The organism is Sphingobium sp. JAI105 (genome assembly GCF_015752145.1).
Lineage (GTDB): Bacteria > Pseudomonadota > Alphaproteobacteria > Sphingomonadales > Sphingomonadaceae > Sphingobium > Sphingobium xenophagum.
The window spans coordinates 76,789-100,943 of the sequence record NZ_JADOUC010000002.1; the positions used below are offsets into that span (position 1 = coordinate 76,789).

The 24,155-nt window shown below is 61.4% G+C and carries 27 protein-coding genes; 23 read left to right on the forward strand and 4 right to left on the reverse strand.

The genetic code is table 11. The annotated features are described in order from the left end of the window. Window positions 1-11: 11 nt before the first annotated feature. The 9 genes from IWY39_RS17795 (at window position 12) to IWY39_RS17835 (ending at window position 8,043) form a co-directional block, all read left to right on the forward strand. Window positions 12-1,166, forward strand: a complete 1,155-nt coding sequence (locus IWY39_RS17795) for a glycosyltransferase family 4 protein (RefSeq protein WP_107125719.1) — start codon at window positions 12-14, stop codon at window positions 1,164-1,166. After that, window positions 1,159-2,094, forward strand: coding sequence for a glycosyltransferase (locus IWY39_RS17800; protein WP_107125720.1), 936 nt, complete (start codon window positions 1,159-1,161; stop codon window positions 2,092-2,094). The genes IWY39_RS17795 and IWY39_RS17800 overlap by 8 nt, the downstream gene beginning before the upstream one ends. After that, window positions 2,091-3,134, forward strand: a complete 1,044-nt coding sequence (locus tag IWY39_RS17805; protein ID WP_107125721.1) for a glycosyltransferase — start codon at window positions 2,091-2,093, stop codon at window positions 3,132-3,134. Before IWY39_RS17800 ends, IWY39_RS17805 begins: the two co-directional genes overlap by 4 nt. Next, window positions 3,131-4,246, forward strand: coding sequence for an acyl-CoA dehydrogenase family protein (locus tag IWY39_RS17810; RefSeq protein WP_107125722.1), 1,116 nt, complete (start codon window positions 3,131-3,133; stop codon window positions 4,244-4,246). Before IWY39_RS17805 ends, IWY39_RS17810 begins: the two co-directional genes overlap by 4 nt. Further along, window positions 4,240-4,920 carry a PIG-L deacetylase family protein gene (locus IWY39_RS17815; RefSeq protein WP_181316811.1) on the forward strand — a complete coding sequence of 227 codons (681 nt, stop codon included), beginning with the start codon at window positions 4,240-4,242 and terminating at the stop codon, window positions 4,918-4,920. The genes IWY39_RS17810 and IWY39_RS17815 overlap by 7 nt, the downstream gene beginning before the upstream one ends. Beyond that, window positions 4,917-5,507 carry an SAM-dependent methyltransferase gene (locus IWY39_RS17820; protein ID WP_107125723.1) on the forward strand — a complete coding sequence of 197 codons (591 nt, stop codon included), beginning with the start codon at window positions 4,917-4,919 and terminating at the stop codon, window positions 5,505-5,507. The genes IWY39_RS17815 and IWY39_RS17820 overlap by 4 nt, the downstream gene beginning before the upstream one ends. Beyond that, a complete protein-coding gene (locus IWY39_RS17825; protein WP_107125724.1) occupies window positions 5,489-6,355 on the forward strand; it encodes a glycosyltransferase family 2 protein in 867 nt (288 codons plus the stop codon). Before IWY39_RS17820 ends, IWY39_RS17825 begins: the two co-directional genes overlap by 19 nt. 339 nt (window positions 6,356-6,694) lie before the next feature. Next, window positions 6,695-7,150: a MaoC family dehydratase gene (locus IWY39_RS17830; protein ID WP_107125725.1), complete on the forward strand. Its 456-nt coding sequence runs from the start codon at window positions 6,695-6,697 to the stop codon at window positions 7,148-7,150. Further along, on the forward strand, window positions 7,147-8,043 hold the full coding sequence (locus IWY39_RS17835; protein WP_107125726.1) for an HpcH/HpaI aldolase/citrate lyase family protein: 897 nt from the start codon (window positions 7,147-7,149) through the stop codon (window positions 8,041-8,043). The genes IWY39_RS17830 and IWY39_RS17835 overlap by 4 nt, the downstream gene beginning before the upstream one ends. A 241-nt stretch (window positions 8,044-8,284) precedes the next feature. Here IWY39_RS17835 and IWY39_RS17840 read toward each other — a convergent pair whose 3' ends face one another. Continuing rightward, complete coding sequence (locus tag IWY39_RS17840; protein ID WP_229380715.1) at window positions 8,285-9,124, reverse strand: phosphotransferase family protein; 840 nt, start codon at window positions 9,122-9,124, stop codon at window positions 8,285-8,287. A 43-nt stretch (window positions 9,125-9,167) separates the two neighbouring features. Here IWY39_RS17840 and IWY39_RS17845 point away from each other — a divergent pair, with 43 nt between their 5' ends. From IWY39_RS17845 to IWY39_RS17860, 4 genes are all read left to right on the forward strand, one after another. Further along, on the forward strand, window positions 9,168-9,410 hold the full coding sequence (locus tag IWY39_RS17845; protein ID WP_145169821.1) for a hypothetical protein: 243 nt from the start codon (window positions 9,168-9,170) through the stop codon (window positions 9,408-9,410). Between the two features lie 162 nt (window positions 9,411-9,572). Continuing rightward, on the forward strand, window positions 9,573-10,805 hold the full coding sequence (locus IWY39_RS17850) for an FAD-dependent oxidoreductase (protein WP_196871665.1): 1,233 nt from the start codon (window positions 9,573-9,575) through the stop codon (window positions 10,803-10,805). Next, window positions 10,802-11,218, forward strand: coding sequence for a thiol-disulfide oxidoreductase DCC family protein (locus tag IWY39_RS17855; protein WP_107125730.1), 417 nt, complete (start codon window positions 10,802-10,804; stop codon window positions 11,216-11,218). Before IWY39_RS17850 ends, IWY39_RS17855 begins: the two co-directional genes overlap by 4 nt. Next, window positions 11,215-12,846 (forward strand): SDR family oxidoreductase, encoded by a 1,632-nt coding sequence (locus IWY39_RS17860; RefSeq protein ID WP_196871666.1) that lies wholly within the window; start codon window positions 11,215-11,217, stop codon window positions 12,844-12,846. The genes IWY39_RS17855 and IWY39_RS17860 overlap by 4 nt, the downstream gene beginning before the upstream one ends. A 69-nt stretch (window positions 12,847-12,915) precedes the next feature. Here the strand turns inward: IWY39_RS17860 and IWY39_RS17865 are convergent, their stop codons facing one another. Then, window positions 12,916-13,113 carry an S-adenosylmethionine decarboxylase family protein gene (locus tag IWY39_RS17865; RefSeq protein ID WP_315897875.1) on the reverse strand — a complete coding sequence of 66 codons (198 nt, stop codon included), beginning with the start codon at window positions 13,111-13,113 and terminating at the stop codon, window positions 12,916-12,918. A gap of 348 nt (window positions 13,114-13,461) precedes the next feature. Between IWY39_RS17865 and IWY39_RS17870 the strand changes: the two genes are divergently transcribed. Continuing rightward, on the forward strand, window positions 13,462-14,418 hold the full coding sequence (locus IWY39_RS17870) for an IS630 family transposase (RefSeq protein WP_107124870.1): 957 nt from the start codon (window positions 13,462-13,464) through the stop codon (window positions 14,416-14,418). Window positions 14,419-14,490: 72 nt separating this feature from the next. Here the strand turns inward: IWY39_RS17870 and IWY39_RS17875 are convergent, their stop codons facing one another. Continuing rightward, window positions 14,491-14,841, reverse strand: a complete 351-nt coding sequence (locus IWY39_RS17875) for a hypothetical protein (protein WP_181316812.1) — start codon at window positions 14,839-14,841, stop codon at window positions 14,491-14,493. Window positions 14,842-14,922: 81 nt separating this feature from the next. Then, window positions 14,923-15,819 carry a vWA domain-containing protein gene (locus IWY39_RS17880; RefSeq protein ID WP_181316813.1) on the reverse strand — a complete coding sequence of 299 codons (897 nt, stop codon included), beginning with the start codon at window positions 15,817-15,819 and terminating at the stop codon, window positions 14,923-14,925. Between the two features lie 268 nt (window positions 15,820-16,087). Between IWY39_RS17880 and IWY39_RS17885 the strand changes: the two genes are divergently transcribed. The 9 genes from IWY39_RS17885 to IWY39_RS17925 all read left to right on the forward strand — a co-directional run bounded on the left by IWY39_RS17885 (window position 16,088) and on the right by IWY39_RS17925 (window position 23,704). Further along, the gene (locus IWY39_RS17885; protein WP_196871667.1) at window positions 16,088-17,776 is read left to right on the forward strand and encodes a DUF4153 domain-containing protein; all 1,689 of its coding nucleotides are present in this window, start codon (window positions 16,088-16,090) and stop codon (window positions 17,774-17,776) included. Window positions 17,777-17,849: 73 nt separating this feature from the next. Next, complete coding sequence (locus IWY39_RS17890) at window positions 17,850-18,053, forward strand: hypothetical protein (protein WP_107125732.1); 204 nt, start codon at window positions 17,850-17,852, stop codon at window positions 18,051-18,053. Between the two features lie 54 nt (window positions 18,054-18,107). Then, complete coding sequence (locus tag IWY39_RS17895) at window positions 18,108-19,013, forward strand: phytanoyl-CoA dioxygenase family protein (protein WP_107125733.1); 906 nt, start codon at window positions 18,108-18,110, stop codon at window positions 19,011-19,013. A gap of 16 nt (window positions 19,014-19,029) precedes the next feature. After that, the gene (locus IWY39_RS17900) at window positions 19,030-19,428 is read left to right on the forward strand and encodes a MarR family transcriptional regulator (protein ID WP_145169972.1); all 399 of its coding nucleotides are present in this window, start codon (window positions 19,030-19,032) and stop codon (window positions 19,426-19,428) included. A gap of 68 nt (window positions 19,429-19,496) precedes the next feature. After that, on the forward strand, window positions 19,497-19,721 hold the full coding sequence (locus IWY39_RS17905) for a CopG family transcriptional regulator (protein ID WP_095687313.1): 225 nt from the start codon (window positions 19,497-19,499) through the stop codon (window positions 19,719-19,721). A 216-nt stretch (window positions 19,722-19,937) separates the two neighbouring features. Next, the gene (gene istA / locus IWY39_RS17910) at window positions 19,938-21,491 is read left to right on the forward strand and encodes an IS21 family transposase (RefSeq protein ID WP_107126060.1); all 1,554 of its coding nucleotides are present in this window, start codon (window positions 19,938-19,940) and stop codon (window positions 21,489-21,491) included. A gap of 42 nt (window positions 21,492-21,533) precedes the next feature. Beyond that, window positions 21,534-22,283, forward strand: coding sequence for an IS21-like element helper ATPase IstB (gene istB, locus IWY39_RS17915; protein ID WP_231377638.1), 750 nt, complete (start codon window positions 21,534-21,536; stop codon window positions 22,281-22,283). Window positions 22,284-22,370: 87 nt separating this feature from the next. Then, the gene (locus IWY39_RS17920; protein ID WP_107126615.1) at window positions 22,371-22,784 is read left to right on the forward strand and encodes a TA system VapC family ribonuclease toxin; all 414 of its coding nucleotides are present in this window, start codon (window positions 22,371-22,373) and stop codon (window positions 22,782-22,784) included. Further along, complete coding sequence (locus tag IWY39_RS17925) at window positions 22,784-23,704, forward strand: nucleotidyltransferase and HEPN domain-containing protein (protein WP_107126616.1); 921 nt, start codon at window positions 22,784-22,786, stop codon at window positions 23,702-23,704. The genes IWY39_RS17920 and IWY39_RS17925 overlap by 1 nt, the downstream gene beginning before the upstream one ends. Window positions 23,705-24,155: the final 451 nt, after the last annotated feature.

Here is a 24,155-nt window from a genome sequence, read left to right on the forward strand (position 1 = left end):
GATGACACTCTATGCGGATCGGCATCATCGCCCATCTCAAACATCCGATAGCCGAGCCCTTTGCCGGTGGATTGGAAATGCACACGCATCTGCTGGCAAGGTCGCTGAGGGATCGAGGCCATGCAGTGACGCTGTTTGCTTCATCTCGATCGCAGCCGGGGATCAATCTGGAAGCGATCTGCGCCGAAACCGCGATACAAACGGTGGGTACGACCGAAGCCAGCGACGTGCCCTTCTTTCGCGAACATCATGCCTATCTCAGTCTTATGACCGATTTACGCCATCGCGACTTCGACATCATCCATAATAATTCGCTTCATTATCTGCCTGTAGCTATGGCCGACAGCCTGCCCATGCCGATGGTGACGACGTTGCACACGCCGCCCTTCTGCTGGCTGGAAAGTGGTATCCGCCTATGTACAGCGCGCAGCCATAGTTTCGTCGCCGTGTCGCGCTCGGTTGCCGCTCTCTGGAACCACGTCACACATAGCGATGCAGTGATATGGAACGGCATCGACCTGCAAAAATTTGCATTCCATCCTCAGCCCGCCGTCGATCCCTATCTGGTCTGGTATGGCCGCATCGTCCCGGAGAAGGGATTGCATCTGGCGATCGAAGCTGCCCGGCGCGTTGGCCTTCCGCTAAAGATTGCAGGGCCAATCCTCGACGATGATTATTACCGGACACAGATCGCACCGGCGCTGAGTCAGGATGTCGCTCATGTCGGACATCTGACTCACGAGCAACTCGCCCACCTCGTTGGCGGCGCGCGCGCCTTCCTCTGTACACCCATGTGGGATGAACCTTATGGCTTGGTCGTTGCCGAAGCGCTCGCCTGCGGCGTGCCGGTCGCGGCCTTTGCGCGCGGGGCGATCCCTGAAATATTGGATTCCAAATGCGGGGTCCTTGCAGTTCCGGATGACGTGACCTCGCTCGCCAACGCTGTGCTGGCCGCGCTGGCGCTGGACCGCAGCGCGTGTCGGACCAGAGCGGAACAGATGTGCGATGCCGATCGCATGGTCGATAATTATGAGGCGCTATATCTGCGTCAGATTGCCACGGCGGCTTCAACTGTCCGCAGCGAAAAAACAGCATCCATCCATCTGATGCCCTCGACGCGTCTGCCCCATTCGGCACCAAGCGCTAGCTCGGCCTCCCTTGGCTGACGAGAGCGCCATGACGCTGTGCGTCTGCGTGCCTGCGCGGAATGAGTCGGCACGCCTGCCGATATTGCTCGATGCGCTTGCGATGCAGGACTGGCCCGATCTGATCCCGGTTTCGATAGCCATCAACAACAGTAGCGACAATAGCCGCGCTGTTGTCGAGGCCGCCCGCCAGCGTTACGCCGGGCGGCTCAACATAGGCATAACCGAACATATTTTCGCGCCGAACCTTGCGCACGCCGGATCAGCCCGGCGGCTGGCAATGGACAAAGGCCTCGAGCTTCTACCTGCACTGGACAATACGGCTCTCGTCAGTACAGACGCTGACAGCCGCCCTCCGACCGACTGGCTGCGCAATATCGCCGCTGCCTTTTCGCGTGGCGCCGATATGGTGGGCGGCCGGATTGAAATAGATGGCGCAGAACCCCTGCCACCGCAAGTGCAGCGCTTGCGCATGGCATGGGACCGGTATTGGGTGAGCGTCCGTACCATCGAGGATATGATCGATCCTCTGCCCTGGGACCCCGCGCCCCGCCATGGTGATCATACCGGCGCTTCGCTCGCCATTCGCGCTGCGCTTTATCTCGCCTGCGGCGGTGTTCCCGCAATCGCGAGCGGAGAGGACCGCGCGCTCGTAATGGCAGCGCTCGCCCAGGGCGGACGGCTTGTCCATCCCGTCACGGTCTCCACACGGGTCTCGCCACGGCTGGATGGACGCGCCGACGGCGGCATGGCGGCCGGTATGCGGACATTGTTCGCGAGCGCCCGAAAAAACATCTCACCCATGACGCCAGCCTTTACCCATTGGCACGAACGCGCGCACTGGCGCAGGCAATTGCGTATGCAGCCCGATGGCGCTGCTTTGATCGCGTTGCAAGAACCCCTGCTGCCCCCGATGCCGCACGACATGGTGCTGGAACTCCAGCCATGAACCGTCGCCCTATCGGCTACTATGTTCATCATCATGGCGCCGGCCATCGCGCGCGGGCGGAGGCGATCGCCGCCGCCATCGACTGGCCTGTTGTCCTGCTGGGCACGGGGCTGGGCACGGCAGGGATTGACCTGTGCGATGACCGCCCCCTTTCTGGCAGCTTCGACGGTGTGGATGAGACGGCTTCACGCCCCTCTGCCTTGCACTACGCGCCTCTGGACCATGAAGGCGTACGGTCCCGCGTGGCCCAGATCGCCCATTGGATCGCGACCGCGCGCCCTGCATTGCTGGTGGTCGATGTTTCGGTTGAAGTGGCGATGCTGGCCCGCCTCGCATCGGTCACCAGCATCTATGTGCGGCTTAACGGCGATCGCAGCGACGTAGCCCATCTTGACGCTTTCAGGGGCGCGACAGCGCTACTTGCGCCGTTTCATCGCGACTTGGAAATGGCATCGACGCCCCCGTGGATCAGGAACAAGAGCCGTTATCTTCCCGGCATTACGCCAGCCACACCGGATCATCTTGCCGAGGATAACAGCATACTCGTGGTGATCGGTCGGGGCGGCCCGCCGGGCGATGGCCCAGCGATCGCGCAAGCGGCCCGTGCCTGCCCGAATATGCAATGGCGGGTGATCGGGCCTGTAACCGCAACGGCCGATCGACCCGCAAATCTCGATCTGGCTGGATGGGTCAACGATCCGGCACAGGAAATCGCCCGCGCTGGGCTGATAATTGGCGCTGCAGGAGACGGTTTGGTGAGTGCGGTTCTTGCTGCCAACCGTCCTTTTCTCTGTATCCCGGAGGACCGCCCTTTTAACGAGCAGTTGGCTACAGCGCACGGGCTGGGTCGGCTAAACGCCGCGGTCGTTCTGGAAACATGGCCGTCTCCCGACCAGTGGCCAGGCTTGATCCGCCAGGCAAAAATGCTCCCGTCGCAATGCCGCAAGCGTCTGCACGATCGCGATGGCGTAGATACGGCCGCTCGCTGGCTTGCGGGAATGGCCGCGGCTGCTGTTCAAGAACTGGACCCCGTCGCATGACCCTATCCCACCATACCCGTTCCAGCATCGACAGCCCGATCGCGCGCGCGGAGGCGATCACCCCCACCCTTGTCGCGCTTGGCAGCCGCTATGATGCCGCGCCAGTCTTTCCGGTCGAGAGCCTGAAGGCGCTGGTCGCAGCTGATATCCATCGCACGTTCGCTCCCATCGAAAGCGGCGGCGAAGCCTTTGAGGACGCCGCCACCCGCAACCAGTGTCTGATGCGCATCCTGCGGATCGTCGGTCGCGCAGACCTTAGCGTCGGACGGCTCTATGAAGGCCATGTCAACGCACTCGCATTGTTCGACTGGTTTGGCTCTGCCACTCAAAAGGCCGAATTGGGCCGAAAACTTGATCAGGGCGCCTTTTACGGTGTGTGGGCCACCGAGCCGCCGCCGGGTGTGCAGCTATCCCAATCCATGCTGCGGGGCGGCAAGTCTTTCGCGACGGGCGCAGGGGGACTTGCCTATGCCATCATCACCGCGCAGCCTGAACAGCGCGAACGGCAACTGGTCGTCGTTCGCGCCGACGAACCCGCCCGGACAGACCTGTCGCAATGGCGGGCCAGGGGTATGCGGGCAACGGGTAGCGGCCTCTATGACCTGACGGGCATGGCGATCGATCCATCTCACCTGCTGGGCCGGCCCGGCGACTATGACCGCGAACCGCGCTTCACCTCGGGTGCTTGGCGCTTTACTGCCGTGCAACTGGGTGGGATCGAGGCGCTGCTGACGCAAACGCGGCTCGCCATGTCTGATGCAGCGCGCGCCGATCCGCTGCAACGCGCCAAATTCGCCGACGCTGTTGCTGCGGCCCGCACCGCCTATCTTTGGATCCGCGAATGCGCACTCCGCGCTGCGCACGAAGATCCCGATGGTCCCGCTTTCGCCCGCATGACGCGCGGCATTGTTGAGCGTGCAGGTCTGGACGTGATGGAGTTGGCGACGCGCATCATCGGCACGCGCAGCGCGATGGACGGCGAAAGGATCGATAAAGTCATCCGCGACCTCAGCCTCTATCTGCGACAGGGCGGACCTGACTATGCCCGCGATCAGGCCGCGCTCACCTGGCTGGACCATGACGCATGGGGCGCGGAGGACGCCTTGTGGTAGGTCTCTCTCTATCTGCGAAGCCGTGGCGAACGCTGCGTTGGCTGGTTCTTGCGCCACATCCCGATGACGAGACGCTGGGGGCTGGCGCGCTTATTGCTCAGACGGCGAAGGCGGGGCGACTGGCGGGCCTTGTCTATCTCACCGACGGGTCTGGTTCGCATGAGACAATGCCGGGCAGGTCGGGGACATTGGTAGGCAGCCGCAAGCGCGAAGCCGCCACCGCCTTTCACCGCCTGACGGGCAACCGCAATCAACCGCCGGTGCATCTTGACTGGCAGGACGCCTCCCCCGTCCCGCCAGGACACCCTGCTTTCGACCGCGCCGCGCGACGGCTGACCGCACTGTGCCGACGCTGGCAGGTCGATGCTCTGGCCGTTACTGCCCGTCACGAACCCCATTGCGACCATGAAGCCGCCGCACAACTGGCCTATGCAGTGGGAAAGCGGATCAAGGGCAGGCTGGTAATTGCCGAATATGTCGTCTGGGCGCTGCCGCCGGCCTCCTCCAGCTATCGCGAATTGCGCACCGCGCCCATGCTACGCGGACAGCGCCGCCATGCCCTGGCCGCGCACCGCAGCCAGCTTACCGCGTCCCACGGCCCCGGCTTTCGGCTGCCTGCCACGCGTCGTGCGATGCCCGCTAGCGACATCCTTTACCTGCGGAGAGCCTCATGACGCGGCGCAAGGCCAGCCTGGATCAGGATTATTTCGAGACGATGTTTCGTTCGACCGACGATCCCTGGGATCTGGAAAGCAGCGCCTATGAGCGGGACAAATATGCCCATAGCATCCGCTCGCTGGGTGGGCGCACCTATGGACTGGGTTTCGAGATTGGCTGCGCAAAGGGCGTACTGACGCAGTCATTGGCGCCCCATTGCCACGCATTGTTGGCGATCGACATCAGCGAAACCGCGCTCAAGGCCGCGCGCGAGCGCTGTGCCGCGTTTGATCACGTCTCCTTTGGCCAAATGGCTTTTCCGGGACAGGCACCGGTGGGCGGGGTCTTCGACCTCATCACCCTGTCCGAAGTCGCCTATTATTGGGATGATGACGACATCGGCCGTGCCGCGCGGTGGATCACCGGCCATGTGGCGCCCGGCGGCGACATATTGCTGGTCCACTGGACTGGAGACACCGACTATCCCCAGAGCGGGGATGATGCGGTGCATAAAATGCAGACTGCACTTGCCCCAGCCATCACCGAGATCACGGCGCAGCGGACGGCCAAGTACCGTCTTGATCTATGGCGTGTCTGCGCATGACCTTGAGCGTACTCACCATCGTCAAGAACCGATCGGCGCATCTGGCGCAACTCATCGAAGGTCTGCGCCGCAGCACGCATTGCCCCGACGAACTCATCATCGTCGACATGGCCAGCAATCCGCCGATCCATGCCGAACAGGCGCGATTTCCAATTCATGTCCTACGTCTTGATGGCCCGGGACTGCCGCTCGCGGCAGCGCGGAACGCAGCCGCGCGGGCGGCCAAAGGGGACAAGCTGTTGTTCCTGGACGTCGACTGCATCCCGATGCGCGCACTAACAGGGGCCATCACGCAATGCCTGCACGATCATGACGTGCTGATCTGCGCTGACATACGCTATCTTGGCCCTGACGATGCCCGTGGCGAATGGGAAGAAGCGGATCTTCTTTCGCGGGCGCATGGACATCCTGTTCGACACTTTCCTGCAAACGGTCTGCGTCAGGAGGACAATGCCGGTCTTTTCTGGTCGTTGGCATTCGGCCTGCATCGCCAGAGATTTTTTGATCTGGGCGGGTTTGATGAAGCGTTTACCGGCTATGGCGGCGAGGATACCGACTTCGGCTTCCGCGCGCGGGAGGCAGGCTTACCGCTGCTGTTCATGGGCGGTGCTGGTGCCTTTCACCAATATCACGACGTTTTCGACCCACCGCTTCAGCACCTGAATGACATTGTCCGCAACGCCAACCTCTTTCGGAAGCGCTGGAATATATGGCCGATGGAAGGATGGCTCGACGCCTTCGAGACAGCCGGTTTGATCTTACGGTCCGGGCGCGGGATTCATGTGCTTCGTCAACCAAGCGCCATCGAAGTTGAGCATGCGCGAATGTTGCTGCCTGTTTCGCCCTGACAGAAAGGGACAGCAACATGTGCCGCAGGTGTGGCGCGGATCATGTTGCCGCGCCAGTCTATCGGCGCAACATGACAGCGAGGGGACTCGGATTTGTGCGCTTCAGCGTCAACTTGCTTCGATTTGTATTTCCGAATCTGACGATCGCAAATGTCCACCGAGCCAAAGGTCGCTGCCGACGGTAGCCGACTGGACCCGCTCACTCATAGTCAACAATGCGCCCCCTTGTGGCCAATCAACGCCGGGCGGGGGGCAAAATGTCGCGAACTCCGGTCATCGGGGCATGACAGCCAGGCGTTGGGCGGGTAGTTCTGACTGAGATAGCGGAGAGTGTAGCTGATGGCTGGCGTGTGGTTTGACGAAATGACGGTTGGGCAAATATTTGAGCATCCCATCCGGCGCACCGTGACGGAAATGGACAATGTGCTGTTCACCGCGATGACGCACAATCCTGCCCTGCTGCATCTGGACGAGGAATATATGCGCGGGACCGATTTTGGTCAGCGCATCGTCAATAGCGCCTTCACATTGGGCCTGATGGTCGGCATTTCGGTCGGCGATACGACGCTGGGCACGGCGGTTGCCAATCTGGGCTGGGACGAGGTCCGCTTTCCCAAACCGCTGTTTCACGGCGACACCATCCATGTCGTCAGCGAAGTCATCGAACTGCGCGAAAGCAAGTCGAGGCCCAATGCCGGCATCGTCACCTTCCTGCATCAAGCCTTAAATCAGCTTGGTGAGTTGGTCGCGAGTTGCAAGCGCTCCGGCCTCCAGTTGAAGAGGCCACAGGGATGACCGCACCGATCCGTTCCTTTCTGTTCATTCCCGGCGACAGCGAAAAGAAGCTGGGAAAGGCCGATGGCACAGGCGCCGATGCGCTGATCCTTGATCTGGAGGATTCTGTTGCACCGCCCAACAAAGCGCGCGCGAGAGAGATGGTGACTGCCTTTCTCATGGCACGCCCGCGCGAGCAGCGAACGTCGCAATTGTGGGTCCGGGTCAACCCGCTCGACACCGACCTGCTGCTGGGTGATCTGGCGGCAGTCGTCGCTGGCGCGCCGGACGGGATCATGCTGCCAAAGGCCAATGGGCCGGACGATGTGCGCACGGTTTCGCTTTTCCTTGATGCGCTGGAAGTCCAGGCGGGCATCGACGCGACCAGCATCAGGATTCTGCCGGTCGCCACCGAGACCGCGATCGCACCGTTCCGTCTTGGCGACTATGCTGCGGCCAATCTGGTGCGGCTGGCTGGTCTCACCTGGGGGGCTGAAGATTTGAGCGCCGCCGTGGGTGCAAGCACCAATCTGGACGCCAGCGGCGAATGGGCACTGACATATAAGCTGGTCCGTTCGCTGACATTGCTCGGCGCACATGCAGCAGGCGTGGCGGCGATCGATACCTTGTTCGTCGATTTCCGCGACCAGGAAGGCTTGCGCACGTCATGCCGCGCAGCCCGCGCGGAAGGATGGAGCGGCCGTATCGCCATTCATCCCGCACAGGTCGCGCCGATCAACGAAAGCTTCATGCCAACGGATGCGGAGGTTGAGCATGCCTACCGGGTCGTCGCGGCCTTTGAGGCGGCCGATGGCGCGGGGACGGTCGGCCTGGATGGCAAGATGCTCGACATCCCCCATCTCAAGCAGGCCAACAATGTGCTGGCTCAGATTGCCGCCTACACGCGCCGCTGATCCGTCTGGCATAGAGGGATCACCGGGCGCTTCGATCTTCAAGCCTCCCGATCGCGGCATATCGTAGGATAGACCGCCAGTGACGGTAAGGGCCTCGTGATCGAGAATGTCGCTCGGTATCGAAGGCACTTTGCGTCGTGACATACCGGCCTCCCCTTGTTGCCCATTGTGCCTGGCCGCACAGGATATTTCTGACCGTTCCGTTCGGATTGAGCCCAAAGCACGGCATTTGATTTCATAGTCACAATTGGTGCAGACGGCCAATTCCATTATTTCGCAGCGCGACATCCAGATAGTGATGAAATGCTAGCGTTCTTCCCGCGTCGCGAGAGCGCAACCACGCCAGCGCCACGACGGGTCGCCAAAGCGCCAACTCAGGGGGTGTAATAGCCCCCAGTGCCATGTAACTTTTGCGCAATCGCCTCGCTGCCCAGTCGCGCCACAGATTAGTCACCCAATCGGTAGGTCCGATGCCGAAGCGCATCAGCATCTCGGATCGCACCGCATCGGCCGCAGGATGGCCTGACGCTGCCTTCGACCAGTCAATCACCCTCATGCCCTGTGGCGTCATCATGACATTACTAAGGTGAAAGTCGCCATGGATTAGCGCGTCCCCTTCAGGCAGAGCATCCAGATAGGCAATGGCAGCCCGTTGCAGCGCGACGGGCGCAGGGCCATGCGAGATGTCTGTAGCCAATACTTGTTTGAGTGGGCGCAACGCCCCTCCACTCTTCTGATGCATGGCGGCATGCATGGCCCCCATCTGATCCAGCGCCCACCCTGCCCGCAATGGCTTGCGGCGAATCCAGTCCATCAATGTCCCGCCTTCAAGCCGTGGGTAAACGATGCCGCGCCGCCCGTCCCAAACCCACTGCCCGATCGCTGCCGCAGTAGGCACGCCGCAATCCTCTGCATAAGAGGATGCATCGGATTCCCGCGCAATCATCTCATCCGATACGCCTTCACGAAACAATTTGAGTACATGGCCACTTCCAAGGTCGAACAGTTGCGCACTCTCGCCTCCGGCAATCAATCGTTGCGGTTCGCCAAACGGCGCAGACATGCTTGTGGGACTATCCATATCCCTTATTCCTTACGGTAAACTGCCCGCTATTCTACCATAAATGGCTATGGTGCCTTGGAGCAAAGTCGAACGCGCTAACGAGCGAGCAAGATTTACGGGCGAACAGCTGGTGCTGTTCACCACGCGCAAAGGCGCGAAGGTAAGCGATCTCCAGTTATGGGGGCGCTCAAATGGCATCACCGAACTGGCCATTCCCCGTGACATTCGCGAAGTGGACGCGCTCCCGGTGCTCGGCACAGGCAAGCTGGATTATGTGACGATGGGGGGATTGGCAGCGGCATGACGCGCGTCATCTCGCTCGCTGGCAGGTGGTGAAATTCGGCATGTATCGCTGGATGCCGGTTCAGTTTCGCCGAATATTCCGGGCGCGTTTCTTTACTCCCCAATATAGGCAATTCCGGTCCATCCTCTTGGAACGGCCTGCCTGCTCGTCTAGACGGTGGTCATGCGGGGTCTGAACATCGCGATCGCAGGCTGCGGGCCGTGCGGACTGGCGGCGGCGCTGCTGCTGCATCGGGCGGGCCATCAGGTCACCCTTTTCGAGCGTTTCGACACGCCTCGCCCGATCGGGTCGGGCCTGATGATCCAGCCCACAGGCATGGCGGTTCTTGACCAGTTGGGGATGCTGGACGACGTGTTGCGGCGCGGATCACGCATCGACCGGCTGTTCGGCAAGGCGGAGGACCGGGTCGTCCTTGACGTCCATTATGCCGCGCTGCGCCACCGCGCTATGTTTGGCATCGGCATCCATCGCGCCAGCCTGTTTGCGATATTGCATGAGGCGGTCCAGCGAGCGGGGATCACCGTCCATACCGGGCGCACGCTCGTGGACAGCGAACCGGTCGGTGCGCAACGTGCGTTGCGCTTTGCCGATGGCGAAACCAGCATCCCCTATGATCTTGTGGTCGATGCGCTGGGCACGCGCACACCACTGGCGCCGCCGACCGGCCGGGAACTCGCCTATGGCGCACTCTGGGCCAGCCTCGACCTGCCGCAGGACGCGCGCTTCGATCCTCATGCCCTTGCGCAGCGTTATGACCGCGCCAGCATCATGGCGGGTGTCTTGCCGATCGGCACGCCGCCGGGCGCGGCGACGCCAAAGGCCGCCTTCTTCTGGTCGTTGCGCGCCGATCGGCTGGGCGACTGGCATCAGGCCGGACTGGGGCCGTGGAAGGCTCGCGTTACCGCGCTCTGGCCCGCTTGTGCGCCGTTGCTCGACCAGATTGATGATCCCGACCAGTTGACCTTCGCCCGCTACGCGCACCGTACCCTGCGGTCACCGGCTGAGCGGGCATTGGTCCATATCGGCGACGCCTGGCATTCCGCCAGTCCCCAGCTGGGTCAAGGCGCCAACATGGCCCTGCTCGATGCCTGGGCGCTGGCCAAAGGTCTGGCGGACGCGAACGGGGTGGATGAGGGGGTTCGTCTCGGCATCAAGCTGCGGCGACGCCATGTCCTGACCTACCAGTGGCTCACCGCCTTGTTCACGCCCGTCTATCAATCGGACAGTCGTTTGCTGCCCTTGATCCGCGATCGTTTTGTCGGCCCGCTGTCCAAATTTTGGCCCGCTACCAGCATACAGGCGGCGATGGTGAGTGGACTGGTCGCCGATCCGCTTGGGCCGCTGGGGCTGGAAAGTGCGCTTCATATGCCCGCGCCAGAATCGGTGGCCGCGTGAGCACCAATCCTGCCAGCGAGCACGGCCCGATCATCGTCTTCGACGCCATGTGCGTGCTATGCTCCGCCAATGCCGCCTTCGTGATGCGGCACGACCGGGCCGGACGGTTCCGGCTGGCGTCCATGCAGGGTGACATCGGCGCTGCGCTTTACCGCCGGTTCGGCATCGATCAGGCCAATCCGGAAAGCCTGATCGTGGTGAATGGGGACCGGGCCTTGCAGGACAGCGATGCGGTGCTGGCCATATGGGCAGGACTGGATCGCCCGTGGAACGCGCTCGCATTGTTCAGGATCGTCCCGCGCTGGCTGCGCGATCCGGCCTATCGCTGGGTGGCGCGTCACCGTTACCGGCTGTTCGGACAGCGCTCCACCTGCTGGATACCCACGGCGCAGCAGGCGCGCCGAATCCTGTGATCTGTATATTGCTCCTTGGCGGATATGGCGGCTTTGGCGGACGCATCGCGCGGCGTCTGGTCGCTGCAGGGCATAGAGTGATCGTCGCAGGCAGATCCATCGACAAGGCGCGCGCCTTTTGCGGCGACACGCCCGGCCTCACGCCGCTGGCCCTGGATCGCAGCCAGATCGCAAACGCACTGGACGAGCATGAACCAGATATAGTCGTGGATGCTTCCGGGCCTTTTCAAGCGATGGACTACGGTATCCCCAAGGCGTGCATCGCGGCCGGAGTGCATTATGTCGACATCGCCGACAGCCGCGATTTTGTCTGCGGCATCGGCACATTGGATGAGGCCGCCAAGGCAGCAGGCGTCGTCCTCCTTTCCGGTGCCTCCAGCGTTCCGGCGCTATCGGGCGCGGTGGTGCGGCATCTGGCGCGCGGCATGGACACGGTGCGCGCGGTAGAGATAGCGATCAGTGCCTCCAACCAAGCGACGGCGGGTCCGGCCGTTTCCGCCGCCATATTGGGGCAGATCGGCCAGCCCATGCGTATCTGGCGCGGCCAGCGCTGGACGACGGCCTATGGATGGCAGGAGCGGCACTTGGTCCATTTCCAATGCGCAGGCGGGGTTACAATTGCGGGTCGGCAGGTCGCGCTTGTCGATGTGCCCGACCTGGAGCTTCTGCCGGAAAGGCTGGTCGGACATCCAGCCGTTAGTTTTCGCGCGGGCACCGAACTCGGTTTCCAGAACCGCATGCTTTGGCTCGCAAGCTGGCTGGTGCGGGCGCGGATCGTGACTTCTTTCGCGCCGTTCGCTCGCCTGCTGCGTCCCCTCCAGTCCCTGACCCGTTCTCTGGGCAGCGATCGCTCCGCCATGATCGTGCGCCTGTTCGGCGATGTCGGCAGCCGGCGGATCGAGCGTCTATGGACGCTGATCGCCGACCAGGGCGATGGCCCGGAGATACCGACATTGTCAGTAGAACCTATCATCGCCCATATCCTTTCGGGACAGGAAGCCGCCGGTGCCCGCGATGCCGGAGAGGCGTTGGCGCTGGGCGATTATGCCGATGCGTTCGGACGGCTGGCCGTCTGTCACGCGATGGAGGAACGGCCCGCTCCACTGCCGCTATATGAACGCGTGATGGGTGACCGCTTCGCGCGACTGCCGCCAGAGGTGCGCGCGATCCACGATATATTGCGAGATGGCGGCGCAATGGGCGAAGCGCTGGTAACAGGCGCGGCCAACCCGTTGGCGGCCTGTGTTGCGCGCGTGGTAGGCTTTCCCAGGCCTGGTCATCACCGCCTGCATGTCCATTTTCAGGAAGCCGACGGCCGAGAGACCTGGACACGCGATTTCAGCGGACGGTGCTTCCAAAGCGAACTCAGCCAGCGCAATAGATGGCTTGTCGAACGGTTCGGCCCGCTGCGCTTTGCCTTCGACCTGCCCAGCGATGATAAAGGGTTGAGCATGGTGATGCGGCGGTGGTGGCTTGGACCATTGCCCTTGCCGAAATGGCTGGCCCCACGCTCCAACGCACGAGAATGGGCGGAAGGCGGACGCTTCCACTTCGATGTGCCGATCGCCTTGCCGCTGATTGGACAACTGGTCCATTATCGCGGATGGCTTGAACCAGCACCAACTTAATAGTATTACGGCACAGAGTTATCCCCGTATCTCGCATGTCGACCCACAGTGGCCGCTCAAAAATCAATTTCAGCGTTCCAGCTTCTGACCATCCGCCTCTCGCGTCAGCTCGGAAATATCGCCCCGGCGAGCTAGATTCTGACTTATGCGGGCGGGCGACAAATATCGACATAGCACATGAAGTGCCGCTGCCGGATCATGGCGCGCGCCGCACAGGAAAATGTCGATGGCAGCATAGCCATGTTCGGGCCATGCGCGGATCGACATATGTGATTCGACGAGCAGGCCACACCGGTAACGCCCTGTCCTTCACCGAAATGGCCGCATCGCTGCGTTTGATAACAGCATGGCATGGATAACCTACAATCCGAGCGGCAAAAACACGGATGCTCAGGCACGCAGTAGAGTGCCTACAACCACCGAGATCGATTGGACTGGTGACAATGTGCCCTGCCTGGCATCTGGCCCGGATCGGTGAAAGCGGCGTTGGGTCAGCAGCGGCTGCGGGCGGGCGGACCCGACCCTCTGGAGGCGTTTAGAGCATCACGCTTGAAATAGGAATCGAGGGATTCCCAGAAGGTCTGGAATGTGATTCACCGTTGTTGGAGGTGGATCATGGGAAAGTCCTATTCAACCGATCTTCGGGATCGGATCGCCAGTCACATTGCATCGGGGCAATCGCGCCGCTCAGCGTCCCGACATTTTGGGGTAAGCCCCAGTTGCGCGGTGAAACTGGCGCAGCGCGTGGCGACGACGGGATCGGCAGCGCCTGCTCGGCAAGGACGCCCGCCCGGTGACGGCAAACTGGCGCCCCACATGGCGACTTTGGTCAGATGGGTCGATGCCGAGCCGGATATAACCATGCCCGAACTGTCGACCCGGCTTGCTGCGGCCACCGGTGTTCGGGCGCACCCTGCCTCGCTGTCGCGTGCCTTGCTCAAGGCCGGCTACAGCTTCAAAAAAACGCTGATGGCATCGGAATGCGGACGCGATGATGTCGCCCGGGCGCGCCGGGCCTGGCGCGTCTATCGGCAGCCTGCCTTGCGAAGAGAGCCGCATCGACTGGTGTTTATCGACGAGACAGCAACCACCACGAAGATGACGCGGTTACGGGGACGGGCGCGCCGTGGCCAGCGCCTCAAAGCGCGTGCGCCCTTTGGCCATTGGAAAACCCAGACCTTCATTGCAGCCCTGCGCTGCGACGGACTGACCGCGCCATGGGTCATCGACTGTCCCATGAACCGCACGACTTTCGAGACCTATGTCGAAACGCAACTCGCCCCGACGCTGCAACCCGGCGACGTGGTCATCCTCGACAATCTCTCCAGCCATAAAAGCGAGAAAGCCAAGGCGATCCTGAAAGCGCGCGGCGCGTGGTTCCTCTTCACACCGCCCTACAGTCCCGACCTCAATCCGATCGAAATGGCCTTCTCCAAACTCAAGGCACATCTTCGCCGAACAGGAGCCAGAACCATCGATGCCCTCTGGAAGGCTATCGGAAATATCTGCGACATCTACACCCCTGACGAATGCCGAAACTTCCTCAAAGCCGCTGGATATGCGTCCGATTAAAGGCTCGATGCTCTAGCGGCAAATTCCTTTCATCGGGATCAGACGGTCTGCTAGCGCCCAAGCGACAGAATATTAGCCCTCATGCTCGCCCTGTGCATCAGCGCGCTGTAATTGCGTTGTCTTACATCGACCCCGATCATAGCTGCCGACTGTCCGGATAATCTCGCCCTGCTTCGGTTCGACGCGATGGCCTCCCACGATTCCCGCGAGCACCCGCACAATCAGTTGGTCGAGCCGGGTCACGACATAGCAGTCGATATTCGGCTCGGCATGTCCGTTGCCGATACCACTATCGTCGGTAAGGAAAATATAGCGCCCTCCGGTGAGCGCTGCCATCGCCCGCATGACAAATTGGGCGCTATCCTCGACGCCGCTCGCCGCGATCGGGACAATTCTGACGCCCTGCTCGCGCAAATGCGCCACCGCATCGAGCGTCGCGCCGAACGCGTCGCGATGGGGTGGGGCGTCCGAGATCAGCAGTACCGCCTTGGCGGCCTCCGGGCGCTATTGCATATCGTCGGCTGCGATCAGGGCACGGTCGACGGCTTCGGGCATGTCACCGCCGCCATCGGCATCCTGCCGGTCCAGTGTGGATTGCACGCCTCCCATATCTCGCGACAAAGGGAAGGATCGCGTGACATAGTCGTCACCCTGATCGCGGTAGAAAACCAGACCAACCCGGATGTCGAGATTGCCCGCGTCCCGCTTTAGCCGAGTGATGATGCCATTCAGTTCCGCCTGCAAATAGGATATCTCGTCCCTCATGCTGCCGGTCGTATCCATCACCAGCACGAGGTCGAGCGCACCGACAGGACGACTCCGGCCCGGCACGGCGAGCGTCACCGTCTGCTCGCCATAGTCTCGCAGCTGCACGACACGGCTGACTGATTGCCCTACCGAGGCAATGCTGATCCGTGACCGGGAAGCAACATGGTCATAACGGGGATAGAAGGATGCGACCCCGTCCGCGCCCGTTACGAGATGCAATGCGCCGCCCGGACGATCGACCGCGATCCGGGTTTGTGGCATCGGACGCCCAGCTGAATCCACCACCCTCACTGCGACACGGTTGCGCGTATCAACAAAGGGCAGAGTGACATCCTGCTGCACAAGCCCGCTGGCATAGCGGGCATAAAGATCGGCGTTGAGGATATCGTCATGATCGCCCGCCGTGAGGTTGCCGGCCTGCAGTCGATCAAATTCGTCCGCAGTCTCCTCCTTCATTTCGGCAGTCCGCCGTTCCTCCCGCATTTTCACAAGACCGCCCACATCCAGTTCGCGGGTAGTGACCGTGGTCCGTTCTCTGCCTGTCTCCCCCGTCGGCATCGAGCATCCGGCGGCTAACATGGACAGGGCGAGCACAGTGCAGAGAGATGACTGGATCGAATAGGGCGGCTGCATGATATTCCCCTCACCAGATCGAATGAGGACAAATCTATCTCTGCAGTTGAAATTGCCAAGACCAGCACTGTCCGCATGAAAGCGAAAGAACGATCCTGCAAATGGCCCTTATAATAGATAAATCTATATATTATAATATCTTAGATCCGAGTGGCGGGCGCCCCTGCACCGGATCTGCACGACAAATCCTCGGCAAGAACACAATCCCGCCGCTCACCACTCCATCGCCGCATGAGACTGACTTTCCCGACAATCTGGGAGTGTTCGCATGCGCCGCCTATCTCTTTTCAAAAGCTTCAAATGGAAGCTATTTCTCGCATCGGCAGCCATTATCTTTGCCGATAACCTATTTTATAAAAACGGCCTCTCGGGCGGATATATCGGCATCTTTGCCTTTGGTGTGCTGCTGTGTCTCGTCCTTTGCCGGAGGAGCATCTGGCAGCGATGGCAGGGAAGCGTCGCCGCGCTGTGCGCTTTGGCCTTCTGTGGTGCGTTGATCCTTGATCCCGGACCACTGGCCTGGCTTCTCTTCTGGGTGGCGATCAGCATGGCTGCGCTGTTTGGTACGACGACGCCCTATGACGATGGCTGGTTGTGGCTCCAGCGCATGGTCCTGCACGGCCTGCGCTCGCCAATCGCGCCTTTTATCGATGCTAGGAAATTCGCACGCGTCTGGCGAAAGCCACGCGACAGGCGCTTCAGGCTGAGAGCCTTCGTTCCGATCCTGGCCCTGCCGCTAGGCGGCAGTGCGATCATTCTGATCCTTTTCGCGACCGCCAACCCGATCATTGCCGACGCGCTGGGGATGATTCGACTGCCCGACCTGTCCGCCGTCACGCCCGCCCGGCTCGCATTGTGGCTTGCAATCTTTGCGTTCAGTTGGAGCCTGCTGCGGGCCCGCGCCGCGCGATCGCTCATCCCGACGTTCGATGGTCGCGGCGACCTGCCATTGGCGGGCGTGTCAGTCGCGTCGGTTAAATTGTCGCTGATCCTCTTCAACATCCTGTTCGCGATCGAGAATATGCTCGATATCGCCTATCTGTCCCGCGCCCTGCCGCTACCCCGCGGGATGACGATCGCCGCCTATGTTCATCGCGGCGCCTACCCGCTTATCGTCACGGCCTTGCTGGCGGGATTGTTCGTACTCGTCACGTTGCGCCCCGGCTCTTCGACGGCGGCTGTACCGGCGATCCGGCGGCTGGTCATGCTGTGGATTGTCCAGAATATGATCCTGGTGGCGTCCAGCATTCAGCACACGCTGGACTATGTCGATGCCAGCATGTTCACGGCGCTGCGAATCCATGCACTGGCTTGGATGGCGCTGGTCGCGGCTGGGTTGCTGCTCATTTACTGGCGTATGCTGCGGGAGAAGGACGCAGCATGGCTGATCAACATGAATATGTTGCTCGCGGCCCTGACGCTCAGCTTCTTCTCCTTCTTCGACGCGGGCGAAGCGGCAGCGTGGTGGAATGTCCGACATGCGCGCGAAGTGACGGGCCGGGGTCCGGCCCTCGACCTATGCCATCTCCGTCAATTGGGACCCTCGGCCCTGCTGCCACTCATCGAACTGGAAGGTCGCCCCCTGACGCGCCCTTTCAAGGAGCGCGTCCAATCGGTCCGGTCCGACATTCAGGAGACAATGATCTACATCGACCATCAAGGAGGGTGGACATTGCGGAATGAATACCGCCTCGACATGGCGAGGAAACGGCTCAAGACCATCAAATCCATTCCACTGCCCGCCGGAGAGCGGGACTGTCACGGCATTCTCGTGCAGCACGCCCCGCCTGCCGCAGAAGCAACCCCAGCACCTGCGAGCACCACTCCCACATTGACACAGGCGAAGGAACAATGCTCATGTGTCCTATGCCGCGCACGATCCTCATCGTCGATGACGATCCCCATATTCGACAGCTTCTCGTCTTCGCCTTCAGCAAGGCTGGGCTCGACACGATAGAGGCAGGCGTTTCTGCCTGTCGCGCGAACTCAGGGCCGCCCAGCGACGGCAAGTCCGCAACCGGCTGGTGACAATGGCGGCCCGCTTCGCGCTAGACAATGGCATCGAGCGCTATTGCTGCGTCGCCGACATGCCCTGGTTCAGCCAGATCCTGTCCTTCGGCTGGGAATGTCGCCCGCTCGGTCTTCCGCAGATGCTTCCCTTCGGCATGACAGGCGCCATGGAGATCAGCATCGACAGGGACACCCCAGCGCGCATGGCCGAAGCGGGCGTCTAGCAGGACACACCCGTTCATTTCGCGGCTGCTGCGGCGGCCTGAGGAGAAGCGACCATGGCAAATTTACCCGACATTGCCCCGCTTGCCGATCATCACACGAGCGCCCTGCTCGACCAGGGCTATTGCATCATTCCTGCAGCCCTCTCCGCCGCCTCCGCCCGAGACCTTGCCGAGGATCTCTCCGCGGATTTCGAGAGGACGGCGGCTTCGACCGGTCCATTCTACGGCAATGACACGAAGAGGTTCGGCAGCCTGCTGCGGCGTTCGCCCCATGCCCAGGCCTTCGTTCAGCATGACCTCATACTGGCGGTGGTCCGCCAGATACTTGGCCCCTGGTGCGACCATGTCGCGCTCAACCTCACCCAGGCGATCGAACTCATGCCCGGCTCGATCGAGCAGGTGCCGCACCGCGATCAGGACATGTGGCCGTGCAGCCGCCTGGTTGATCCTGACCTCCATGTCGAATTCCTGGTCAATGTGATGTGGCCCTTCACATCCTTTACCAGGGACAATGGCGCCACGCGGGTCTGGCCGGGCAGCCACCGGCGGCAGGATGAGACGATCCTCGATCCCGAAGACGCAATTGTCGCCGAGATGGACCCGGGTTCGGCCCTTCTGTTTCTCGGATCGACGCTTCACGCAGGCGGCCCCAACAAGACCGATCACCCCCGTCGCGGCATGATTGTCAGCTATGCGCTGGGCTGGCTCAAGCCCTATGAGCTGCAATGGCTTGCCTACCCGCCGGACTTGGCGAGGCAATTCGACCCGGACCTTTCGGATCTCATCGGTTATCGTATCCATCGTCCGAACCTCGGCAATTATGAGGGCCACTGTCCTTCGAAGATGCTGCGCAGTACCGATGCCAATATCGGCGCCGTCGACGCACTGGGCGATGAGCAGCATGCGCTGATCGAGGCCTATCGCCGCGAAGGACTGTTGCCCTCCGTCGCCCCGTCCTGAAAAAAGGCGGACACACATGGACATGACAAGGAAAGGCGAGCCCATCGGTCCGCAGGAATCGGAGAAGGCCCGCCGCCAGGACCGTGCCCGGATCTGCCGGGTCCTCATAGAGGAACGGCGACTGGTGCAGGCGGCCTTCGGGCAGAAACTATGCGCCAATTTCAACTGGGATATGCTGCTTGAACTCTATGAAGCGGAGAGCGAAGGACGGGACGTTTATCAGTCGGCGCTTTGCCTCTCGGCCGGCATACCGGATTCCAGTGCGCACCGTTGGGCAGCAAAGCTTGCCGCCCGGGGGGTGTTCGCGCGACGCCACGACGATATGGACAAGCGGCGGATTATCGTCACCATGACGGACGACACCCGGCACGCTCTGGACCGTATCATGGACCGGCTTGCACGATGGGCCCCGTGAGCCGGGAGTTGCGTCGCCGCCGCGCATCTAATATGATGCGTGATGACAGATGCGACAAGGATGAGCTGATGCGTACGACGCTGGTCATAGATGATGATGTGATGGAAGCCGCGCGCGCCATCGCGGAGCATCAGAACCGTTCGATCGGCCAGGTCGTTTCCGATCTGGCCCGTCGCTCGCTTCGCGCCCCCGAAGCCGCACGCAGCCGCAACGGCATCGCCCTCCTCGCTCCGAAACCCGGCGTCGTGGTGACGCCAGAGATCGTCAACGCGCTGCGAGACGAGGCGCCGTGACCTATCTTCTCGACGTCAATGTGCTCGTTGCTCTGATCGATGCGTGTTTCGGAAAATTCCGGACAGTTATTTCACTAAATCGCGGACAGGCATTTCAGTAAATACGGGACAGTGATTCCGCTAAATCCCGGACAGGGTTTGGGACAGGATCAAGGTTAGGTTTTGTGATGCGCCGCTCTGGCATTGTTGCTCCTCATCGTTGCGATGGGAGGGGTGATGCCAAGGCGGAAGCAGACGAGACGAACCGACGTGAAGGACATGCGATCGATCCTCCGGCTGACCTACGATCAGGGTTTGTCGGTACGGGCCGTGTCAGAGCGGCTGAAGCTTAGCAAGACGACGGTGTCGACCTATTTACTGCGGGCGCGCGAGGCTGGGCTGACAGGCTGGCCGTTGCCGGCCGGCTACGACGACGACGCAGCGATCGAACGGCTGGTGTTCCGCCGTGTCGGCCGCCCTCCTCAGGATCTGGGCGAGCCGGACTGGCCAGTGGTTGCGCGGGAGATCAAGCGCAAGGGCGTGACGCTGGTTTTGCTGTGGCAAGAATATCGGGCTGCCCATCCCAATGGCTATGGCTATACCTGGTTTTGCGATCGGTTCCTGTCCTTCCAGCGGCGGACCCATGTCAGCTTTCGCAATCGGTATGAGGCGGGCGCCGTCCTGCAAACCGATTATGCCGGGCAGACTGTGCCGCTGATCGATCCTGTGACGGGCGTCATCACCCAGGCACAGATCTTCGTAGCGGTGCTGGGTGCTTCATCCTTCACCTTCGCAATGGCCAGCTTGAGCCAGCAGTTGCCGGACTGGATCGACGCGCAGTGCCGGGCATTGGCCTTTGTTGGCGGCGTTCCGCGCGCGATCGTGTGCGACAATCTGAAAGCGGGCGTTGCCAAAGCGCTATGGTTCGAGCCCACGCTCAGCGCGACCTTTGCGGCGATGGCCGAGCATTACGATACGACGATCCTGCCTACCCGGAGCCGGCGGCCGCGCGACAAAGGAAAGGTCGAGGGCGCAGTGTTGATCGTGGAGCGCTGGATCCTGGCGCGGCTGCGCAATCGGCGCTTCTTCAGTCTGGCGGATCTCAATGCCGCGATCGCGGACTTGCTGGTTGATCTCAATGATCGGCCCATGCGCCATGTCGGCAAATCCCGTCGCGCAATCTTTGACGAGATCGAACGGACGGCATTGGCGGCGTTACCTACGTCGGTGTTCGAATATGCCGAGTGGAAACGCGCCAAGGTCCATCCTGATTATCATGTCGAGGTCGACAAGACCTTTTACTCCGTGCCGCACGGACTGATCGGCCGGCAGGTCGATATCCGCCTGACGCATCGAGTGGTCGAGATCTTCTACGATCATGCGCGGGTCGCCAGCCATATGCGGACATCGCAGCGCCGTGGGCACGTTACCGTGAATGAGCACATGCCCAAGGCGCATCAGCGCTATGCGAATATATCGCCAGCGAGCCTGATCGAGCGCGCCAGGAAAACCGGTCCTAACACAGCGACGTTCGTGGAAAGGCTGATGATCGACAAGCCACATCCCGAGCAGGGCTATCGCTCCGCCATGGGCGTCCTCTCGCTGGCCCGGCGCTACGAGCGCGATCGGCTTGAAGCCGCCTGCGATCGAGCGCTGGTGATCGGCGCCGTTACCTACTCATCCCTCAACGCCATCCTCAAGGCCGGGCTCGACAAGATCCAGCCGACAGCGGGGCCGCTCAAACCAACACCGGCGCACGACAACATCCGTGGCGGGTCCTATTATCAATAATGAAAGGACGATCTTGTGCTGACGCATCCTACCCTTGATCAAATGCATAGCCTGGGGCTAGCGGGCATGGCGGCCGCGTGGCGCGACATTGCCGAGCAAGACACCGCTGGCGATCTGACCCGAGACGAATGGCTCGGGCTCATGCTGGACCGCGAGATCGCCACTCGCGCCGATCGACGGCTGACTAATCGTCTTGCCAGCGCGAAACTGCGCTTTGTCGACGCCTGTGTCGAAAATATCGACTTCGGGGCGCATCGCGGACTGGATCGCCGCAATATCCTCTCGCTCGCACAGGGTGCCTGGCTCAAGGCAAATGAGAATCTCATTATCACCGGCCAAACCGGCACGGGAAAAACGTGGCTGGGATGTGCGTTCGGGCGACAGGCGGCGCGCCAGGATCACTCCGTCTTATATCTGCGCATGCCGCGCCTGTTCGAGGATCTTGCACTCGCGCGCCTCGACGGTCGCTTCCCACGCGTCGTCGACAAGCTTGCCCGCGTTCAGCTGCTCATTCTGGACGACTGGGGTACCCATAGTCTCAACGATCAGCAACGCCTTGATCTGCTCGAAATCTTCGAGGAACGGTATCGCCGCAGATCCACGCTCATCACCGCCCAGCTCCCCGTGGCGGCCTGGCACGAAATGATCGGCGAGCCCACGATCGCCGATGCTATCCTCGACCGCATCGTCCACAATGCCCATCGCATCACGCTGAAAGGAGACAGCATGCGGCGACAAAAAGCTCCGCATGGCTTGACCCAGGAAGCAAATATCGAAATCACTCAACCCTGACAGCAACCAGGCATCCACTGCCTACACCAGCTGTCCCGGATTTACTGAAGCGCTTGTCCGGGATTTAGCGAAGCAGCTGTCCGACTTTTGCGAAATACGCAGATCGATCCCAATCATGTCGGCCATGATGCCGCGCATCAATGGTTCGAGTCCATCGGTGCCAGGGCCTGGGCGACCTGCCCTATCACCGAGAATGGTGTCATCCGCATCGTGGGGAACGTCAGATATCCCTCGACCCCCGGTTCGCCAGCCGAGGTGGCGCGCATCATCGGGCAGATGCGGCAGTTGCCAGGGCACAGCTTCTGGGCTGACGATATCAGCCTGCTGTCGGACGAGCGGGTCGACGAGAGCCAGCTTCTCACCTCTGCGCAGGTTACCGACACCTATCTCCTTGCCCTTGCCGTAGCGCATGATGGCAAGCTTGCCACGTTCGACCGGCGGCTCTCGCCCCGGGCCGTCAGCGGCGGCAAAGCCGCCCTCCACCTTATCGGACATCAGTGATGCGCACGGACCTCGACCATCTTCCGGCGGCCAAGCAGCGCGAGCTTGAGGAGGTCGTTCGCATTCTGTTCGCGGAATTTCGCGAGGCAACCGAAAATGCGACGGGCCGGCGGAAATCGGCGCGCATCCTCAAGATCATTCTGTTCGGCTCCTATGCACGGGGCGACTGGGTCGATGCGCCGTTCGACGCCAACCAGTACAAGTCAGACATGGATATACTGGTGATCGTCAACCAGAAGGAGATGGCCGATGTTGCCGCATACTGGTCGGCGGCGGAGCAAAGGCTGATCGACGCCTATATCATCGAGAAGCGGATCAACACGCCGGTGCATTTCATCGTCCATTCGCTCCAGCAGGTTAATCAGGGCCTTGCCCATGGCCGGGTCTTCTTCATGGAGATCGCGGAGCAAGGCATCGCCCTCTATGACGGAGACAGTCGCGAACTCGCCAAGCCCAAGCCCAAGACGCCAAACCAGGCGCTGGAGGCTGCGCAGGAATATTTTGACGAATATTTCCCGGACGCGATGAGCAATTTCGAACTCGCAAAGGTTGCGGTTGAGCGAAATTTCCACAAACAGGCGGCGTTCCTGTTCCATCGAACTACAGAGGCACTGTATCAGGCCATCCTGCTTACGTTGACGTTCTATACGCCTTACGATCACAATGTCGCGTTCCTGAGGCTTCAGGCAGAAGGCCGCAACCAATCGCTGTTCGACGTTTGGCCGCGCGGTACCCGGAAGGAACGGGCGATGTTCCAGAAGCTCAAGGACGCCTATGTGAAGGCGCGCTATTCAAAGCACTACCGGATCACACCTGAAGAATTGAACTGGCTCGCCGAGCGGATCAAAATTCTGGGGCAGATGACGCATGAAATCTGCACCGCCCATATTGCGAATCTGCGAAGGAATGCTGCCCATTGAGGCGATGGAATATAGGGCTACTGCATCGTAAATTGTGCGTTGGCAGTGGCTCCGGCACCTTTTCCAACGTCAAACCCAGAGGCCCTACAACGGCAAGGACTGGGACTTTCGAGACTGTCCGCTTCGGAGGGCAGGCGTTGGGAAACTAGACATTCGAAGGCGTTTGCGTTGATGGCCGCCTATGTGAAGGGTTTCGGGCGCCCTGCGTACGAAAGCCTCCAGTGCAGGAACCCGCGGGCCCCACGCGCTGCTCTATGGGTAAATAGGCTTTGGGATGGTTCTGGCGGGTAGACGTTGCCGGGCCGGAAGTGCGACTATCGGGCGGAACGGCATGATTTCGGGCCGCGTTAGGCCGCTAGCAGCGGTGGTTTTACGGATCAGCGTGTCCTGCGCCCGCTCTAATTCCGGGATGGGCATGCGCCCGGTCGTCGGCCAGGACGCTATGAGCGTG